The sequence below is a fragment of the Enterobacter cloacae complex sp. P13B genome (genome assembly GCF_014895915.1).
Classification (GTDB): domain Bacteria; phylum Pseudomonadota; class Gammaproteobacteria; order Enterobacterales; family Enterobacteriaceae; genus Enterobacter; species Enterobacter bugandensis.
The window spans coordinates 23,691-29,996 of the sequence record NZ_JADBQN010000015.1 but is presented as its reverse complement, the minus strand read 5'-3'; the positions used below and the strand labels follow the sequence as shown (position 1 = coordinate 29,996).

Annotated in this window: 6 protein-coding genes; 2 read left to right on the top strand and 4 right to left on the bottom strand. The window is 55.7% G+C overall.

All coding sequences use genetic code 11. The features are described from left to right. Positions 1-283 precede the first annotated feature (283 nt). Together IM273_RS08400 and mdtD are read left to right on the top strand one after the other, a co-directional pair. The gene (locus IM273_RS08400) at positions 284-991 is read left to right on the top strand and encodes a FadR/GntR family transcriptional regulator (protein ID WP_193050948.1); all 708 of its coding nucleotides are present in this window, start codon (positions 284-286) and stop codon (positions 989-991) included. Continuing rightward, complete coding sequence (gene mdtD, locus IM273_RS08395; protein ID WP_069733410.1) at positions 988-2,421, top strand: multidrug transporter subunit MdtD; 1,434 nt, start codon at positions 988-990, stop codon at positions 2,419-2,421. The genes IM273_RS08400 and mdtD overlap by 4 nt, the downstream gene beginning before the upstream one ends. Here mdtD and rbsR read toward each other — a convergent pair. The 4 genes from rbsR to rbsC form a co-directional block, all read right to left on the bottom strand. Beyond that, on the bottom strand, positions 2,387-3,379 hold the full coding sequence (gene rbsR / locus IM273_RS08390) for a ribose operon transcriptional repressor RbsR (RefSeq protein WP_028014905.1): 993 nt from the start codon (positions 3,377-3,379) through the stop codon (positions 2,387-2,389). The two genes, mdtD and rbsR, sit on opposite strands and share 35 nt — an antisense overlap. 3 nt (positions 3,380-3,382) lie before the next feature. Next, positions 3,383-4,312, bottom strand: coding sequence for a ribokinase (rbsK, locus tag IM273_RS08385; RefSeq protein WP_126300720.1), 930 nt, complete (start codon positions 4,310-4,312; stop codon positions 3,383-3,385). Positions 4,313-4,420: 108 nt separating this feature from the next. Next, complete coding sequence (gene rbsB / locus IM273_RS08380) at positions 4,421-5,311, bottom strand: ribose ABC transporter substrate-binding protein RbsB (protein WP_008503498.1); 891 nt, start codon at positions 5,309-5,311, stop codon at positions 4,421-4,423. Positions 5,312-5,338: 27 nt separating this feature from the next. Further along, positions 5,339-6,304, bottom strand: coding sequence for a ribose ABC transporter permease (gene rbsC, locus IM273_RS08375; protein WP_006808742.1), 966 nt, complete (start codon positions 6,302-6,304; stop codon positions 5,339-5,341). Between the last annotated feature and the right edge of the window lie 2 nt (positions 6,305-6,306).

Sequence of the window (6,306 nt, the reverse complement as noted above, 5' to 3'; positions counted from 1 at the left end):
CGGGGTGTGCATATTACGCTCTCCCGCTTCAGAGTCAAGCATTTATTTCGCTTTTCTCTGCTGACCCGGCGGCGTGTGTGCCGTTGTTCCGTGTCAGTGGAGGCGCATTATAGGGCGTTATTCTGAAGTGACAAGAGGAAATTCAAAAAAAGTTTCTGACCGTGTTTTTTTTCACCAACAGAGGTGATATCAAGCTACAAATTGTTCTATTTGATGTATCTGCAACCACAATCACATTCGAGGTGGCATAATTAACAGCATGAAACATTAAGGAATAAAAGCGATGCCATTAAGCGCACAACAGCTGGCCGCCCAAAAAAATCTGTCCTATGTGCTGGCAGAAAAGCTGGCGCAGCGGATTTTAGCGGGTAAATATGCCCCGGGGAGCATCCTGCCGGGTGAATTGGAGCTGGGTGAGCAGTTTGGAGTAAGCCGTACCGCGGTTCGCGAGGCGGTGAAAACCCTGACGGCAAAAGGCATGGTGCTTCCACGCCCTCGTATTGGCACGCGCGTGATGCCACAGAATAACTGGAATTTTCTCGATCAGGAGCTGCTCTCCTGGTGGATGACCGAAGACAACTTTCATCAGGTCGTCGATCACTTTCTGGTAATGCGCAGCAGTCTTGAACCTCAGGCATGCCTGCTTGCCGCCACGCTCGGGACAGCAGAGCAGAAAGCGCAGCTTAACGCACTCATGGAAGAGATGGTGTTCCTGAAAAAACACTTCAACCGGGAACGATGGATTGAGGTCGATATGGCCTGGCATGAACATATCTATATGATGAGCGCCAATCCGTTCCTCACTTCCTTTGCTTCGTTATTCCATTCGGTGTACCACACCTACTTTACCTCTATTACACAAGACGAAGTGGTAAAGCTGAATTTGCATCAGGCGATAGTAGATGCCATTCAGGAGAGCGACGGGCAGCGAGCCCTGACTGCATGTCAGGCATTGCTGACCGCACCACCCCACCAGCAGGTAAATAAATGACAGAGAAAAAAGCGCGCAGCATGGCCGGATTGCCGTGGATTGCAGCCATGGCGTTCTTTATGCAGGCACTGGATGCCACCATCCTCAATACGGCGCTTCCCGCCATTGCGCAAAGCCTTAACCGCTCTCCGCTGGCAATGCAGTCCGCCATCATCAGCTACACCCTCACGGTGGCGATGTTGATCCCGGTAAGTGGCTGGCTGGCCGATCGCTTCGGTACCCGCAGAGTTTTCATGCTGGCCGTAACGCTCTTTACGCTCGGTTCACTGGCCTGCGCGCTCTCCACTTCATTAACGGAGCTGGTTATCTTTCGCGTACTGCAAGGAATAGGCGGCGCGATGATGATGCCGGTGGCGCGCCTCGCTTTGCTGCGTGCCTACCCACGCAGCGAACTGCTCCCCGTACTCAACTTTGTCACCATGCCGGGGCTGGTCGGCCCAATACTTGGCCCGGTCCTCGGGGGTGTGCTGGTTACCTGGGCAAGCTGGCACTGGATTTTCCTGATTAATATTCCGATTGGCGTGGCAGGGCTGATCTATGCCCGCAAATATATGCCGAACTTCACCACGCCAAGGCGCAGCTTCGATATGGGCGGCTTTTTCCTGTTTGGACTGAGCCTGGTGCTGTTCTCCAGTGGCATGGAACTCATTGGCGAGAAGCTCGTTGAAACGTGGCTGGCGCTCGCCGTCATCCTCAGTGGTATTCTGCTTTTCCTTCTTTATATACGCCATGCGCGTCGTCACCCGACACCGCTTATCTCTTTATCTCTCTTTAACACCAGAACCTTTTCCGTCGGGATCGCGGGCAATATTGCCTCACGTCTGGGCACGGGCTGCGTACCGTTCCTGATGCCATTGATGCTGCAGGTGGGGTTCGGCTACCCGGCGCTGATTGCCGGCTGCATGATGGCGCCCACGGCAATGGGTTCCATTCTGGCGAAATCAACGGTCACGCAGGTACTGCGCTGGTTTGGCTATCGTAAAACGCTGGTTGGCGTGACGGTCTTTATCGGTCTGATGATTGCGCAGTTCTCGCTGCAATCCGCGGCGTTACCGGTCTGGATGTTGATCCTGCCGCTGTTTGTGCTGGGAATGGCGATGTCAACGCAGTTCACGTCGATGAACACCATCACCCTTGCGGACCTGACCGATGAGAACGCGAGCAGCGGCAACAGCGTACTGGCGGTGACCCAACAGCTGTCGATCAGCCTCGGGGTAGCCGTGAGCGCGGCGGTGCTGCGGTTTTATGAAGGGTTTGGCGGCACGAATACCGTTGAGCAGTTCCACTATACCTTTATCACCATGGGCGCGCTTACCGTGGTGTCGGCGCTGGTCTTTATGTTGTTAAAACCGAAAGATGGCCGGAACCTGATAAAAGAGCGTCACAAAGAGAAAGCTAAACCGAACCGCGTTCCATCAGAACAGGAGTAAGCTGCAAACGTTGCTGTTGCAGCGTGGGCTGCGCCATACGGTGGATCAACACGTCGATGGCCAGCTCACCCAGTTCATCCTTCGGCTGATGGATCGTGGTCAGCGGCGGCGTCATGTAGCGCGCCAATTCGATATCATCGTAGCCCACGATAGCCATATCGTCCGGAACGCGCAATCCCGCCTGATACAGCGCCTGATAGGCACCAAACGCCATCGCATCGTTGCCGATAAACACCGCCTGCGGGCGAGGCTCTTGCGCCAGCAGCGTCTGCATTGCCTCGAAACCGCCGTTAAACTCGAAATCGCCGGTGATGCGATAGCCATCAGGAATGGCAAGCCCTGCCCGCTCCATTGCCGAAAGATAGCCTTCCAGACGCAAGCGCGCCGGGGTTTTATCCAGCGGGCCGGTAATGCAGGCAATGCGGGTATGGCCTTTATCAATCAGGTGCTGCGTCGCCATATCGCCACCCAGCAGCGAGTTATCCTGAATCAGATCGCTGGTCCCGTCGAACGGCGCCCAGTCCATCATTACCGTGGGAATAGAAGGATAGCGCTGAATGATCTCTTTTGAAGGTTGATGCGTTTCGGTACAGAGCAGCAGTAGCCCGTCGACGCGTTTTTGCATCAGCGTTTCCAGGTTGCGGTTCATGCGCTGCTCGTCGCCTTCGGTATTGCACAGCACCAGACTGTAGCCACGCTCGAAGCAGCTGCGCTCTACGCCACGAACAAGTTCAGAATAGAAAGGATTGGTACTGGCCGTGATCAGCATGCCGATGGTGCGCGTCTGGTTAAGCTTCAGACTGCGCGCCAGCGCCGACGGCGCATAGTTGAGATCTTTTACTGCGGCTTCGACTTTCTCCCGAATCGCCTCGCTGACGAAGCGGTCGTTATTAATAACGTGAGAGACGGTCGAAGTAGAAACGCCCGCCATGCGGGCGACATCTTTCATCGTAGCCAAGCGTTACCCCTGCTGACTTAAGAATTCATCGATCTCTTTACGCCACGGAACGGAAGGCTGTGCGCCTTTGCGCGTCACCGCAATCGCGGCGGCGGCATGCGCAAAGCGGATCGCGTCATCCATCGCTTTTCCTTCCAGCAATGCCGTCACCAGCGCACCGTTGAAGGTGTCTCCAGCGGCGATGGTATCGATGGCTTTGACCTTAAAGCCCGGCACGCGACGGCCTTCGCCATTGACGCTAGCCCACACCCCGCGGCTACCAAGAGTAATGATAACGGTCCCGATGCCTTTTGCATGCAGCACTTTTGCCGCACGCGCGGCATCATTGTCATTTTCAACGCGAATGCCCGTCAGCTTTTCCGCTTCGGTTTCGTTCGGCGTAATGATGTCCACCAGCGCCAGCAGTTCATCTGATAATACACGGGCAGGCGCAGGGTTAAGTACGACAGTGGTATGATTTTCATGCGCAATTTTCGCGGCGGCCAGCACGCTTTCAACCGGGGACTCCAGCTGCATCAGCAGGGCCTCGGCCCCGCCAATGATTGCACGTTGCGCTTCTACGCGCTCCGTTGTTAGCGCTGCGTTAGCGCCAGCATGAATACCGATGACATTCTCACCTTCAGCGTTAACGAAAATCAGCGCCACGCCGGTAGACTCTCCCGCGACAACGCTGACCGGTGCGATATCGATGTTGTCGCTCGCCAGCTGCTTGCGTACGCGCTCGCCGGTATCGTCATCACCCGTACAGGCGATAAATGCGGTATTCGCCCCGCTGCGCCCGGCGGCAACTGCCTGGTTTGCACCCTTACCGCCGAACGCGACCTGATACTGATTGCCGGTGACGGTTTCGCCCGGAGTGGGGAACGTTTCAAGGTTAAGAATGTGATCGGCATTGATACTGCCAAGGACGACGAGGTTGCCTGCGGTTTTCATGTATTGAGGTGTCCATCTGAGAGCGCCACCGGTATTACCCGGTGGCGTATGCCACACTTTTCTTTTATTTGGTGTCCCTCAGGCAGCCAGCGACTGCCTGAATCGCCTTTACTGCTTAATGACCAGCTTCAGGTCAACAGGATATTTGGCCTGAACTTTTTCGCCCTTCAGCACTTTGTCGGCAGTTTCAACGCCAGTCGCGCCAATCTGCTCAGGCAGCTGAGCGATGGTCGCAGCCAGTTTGCCATCATTTACTGCTTTTTCACCATCCGGCGTGCCGTCAAATCCGACAACCATCACATCTGATTTACCTGCGGTCTGCAGGGCACGCAGCGCGCCCAGCGCCATTTCATCGTTCTGTGCAAATACCGCCTGCACATCTGGATGCGCGGTCAGCAGGTTCTGCATGACGTTCAGACCCTTAGTACGGTCGAAGTCTGCCGGCTGGCTGGCCAGCACGTTGAATTTGTGTGCAGCCACGGCCTGCTGGAAGCCTTCACCACGTTCACGGGCCGCGGAAGTACCGGCGATACCCTGCAGTTCGATAACTTTCGCGCCTTCACCGGCTTTCTTCGCGATGTAGTCACCCGCGATTTTGCCGCCCAGCACGTTGTCAGAGGCGATATGGCTCACCACGTCGCCTTTGGTTGCCTGACGGTCCAGGGTAATTACCGGGATTTTCGCCTGGTTTGCCATCTTCACGGCGTTACCAACGGCATCAGAATCGGTTGGGTTGATCAGCAGAATTTTGGTGCCACGAACGGTTAAGTCCTGAACGTTAGCCAGCTCTTTCGCCGGGTTGTTCTGTGAATCCAGCACCACCAGGTTGTAGCCCAGTTTGTCCGCTTCTTTCTGCGCACCGTCCTTCAGGGAGACGAAGAACGGGTTGTTCAGGGTAGAGACAACCAGCGCGATGGTGTCTTTCGCCATGGCGTTAGCACTTACGGTTGCGCTCAGCGCGACAGCGGAAACCAGGGTAGCCAGTTTTTTCATGTTCATATCTAAGATGTCCTGTAGTGTCGTCAGTTACTGTTTTTTGTTGTCTACCAGTACCGCCAGCAAAATCACCACTGCCTTAACGATCATCTGGTAATAGGAGGAAACACCTAACAAATTCAAACCATTATTCAGGAAACCGAGGATCAGTGCGCCGATCAATGTCCCAACAATGCGACCTTTACCGCCCGCAAGGCTCGTACCGCCCAGAACCACCGCCGCGATGGCATCTAGCTCGTACCCCGTCCCCGCCGTCGGCTGCGCGGAAGAGAGGCGCGCCACTTCGATGATGCCCGCCAGAGAGGCCAGCAGGCCGCACAGGGAGTACACGATAATTTTGACTTTATTAACGCTGATACCGGACAGGCGCGTGGCCGCTTCGTTACCACCCAGCGCATAGATATAACGGCCCAGGCGGGTATGGTGCAGCATGTACCACGCAGCCAGGAAGACGATAGCCATGATCCAGACCGGGGTCGGGACACCCAGCGGGCGACCGATACCGAACCAGCCAAACAGATCCGCGTTATCCGTAAACCCGGTATTCACCGGGCTACCGTTGGTGTAAACCATGGTCACACCGCGCAGCAGCAGCATCATCACCAGCGTGGCGATAAACGCCTGAACGCGGCCTTTTGCCACAATCACGCCGGTAACGGCACCAATCGCCGCGCCAGCCGCCAGTGCAGCCGCAACGGCCACCAGCGCGTTGACCTCAATTCCCACAATTGAAGCGGCGATCGCACCGGTGAGCGCCAGCAGGGAACCGACGGACAGATCGATACCCGAGGTCAAAATCACCAGCGTCATGCCGACCGCCATAATGGCGTTCACCGACGTCTGCTGCAGAATGTTGAACAGATTATTGACGGTAAAAAAGTTCGGGCTCATGGTCGAGACAATCGCGATCAGCACCAGCAGGGCAATCAGCGATTTTTGTTCCATCAGCCATGCCTTTGTGAAATAGCGGCGACCAGAAACAGCCTGGGTAGTCATCT

Bases quoted from the DNA above. Each gene is read 5' to 3' on its own strand.
- IM273_RS08400 (WP_193050948.1), top strand. From the start codon at position 284: ATGCCATTAAGCGCACAACAGCTGGCCGCCCAAAAAAATCTGTCCTAT.
- mdtD (WP_069733410.1), top strand. From the start codon at position 988: ATGACAGAGAAAAAAGCGCGCAGCATGGCCGGATTGCCGTGGATTGCA.
- rbsK (WP_126300720.1), bottom strand. From the start codon at position 4,312: ATGAAAACCGCAGGCAACCTCGTCGTCCTTGGCAGTATCAATGCCGAT.
- rbsB (WP_008503498.1), bottom strand. From the start codon at position 5,311: ATGAACATGAAAAAACTGGCTACCCTGGTTTCCGCTGTCGCGCTGAGC.
- rbsC (WP_006808742.1), bottom strand. From the start codon at position 6,304: ATGACTACCCAGGCTGTTTCTGGTCGCCGCTATTTCACAAAGGCATGG.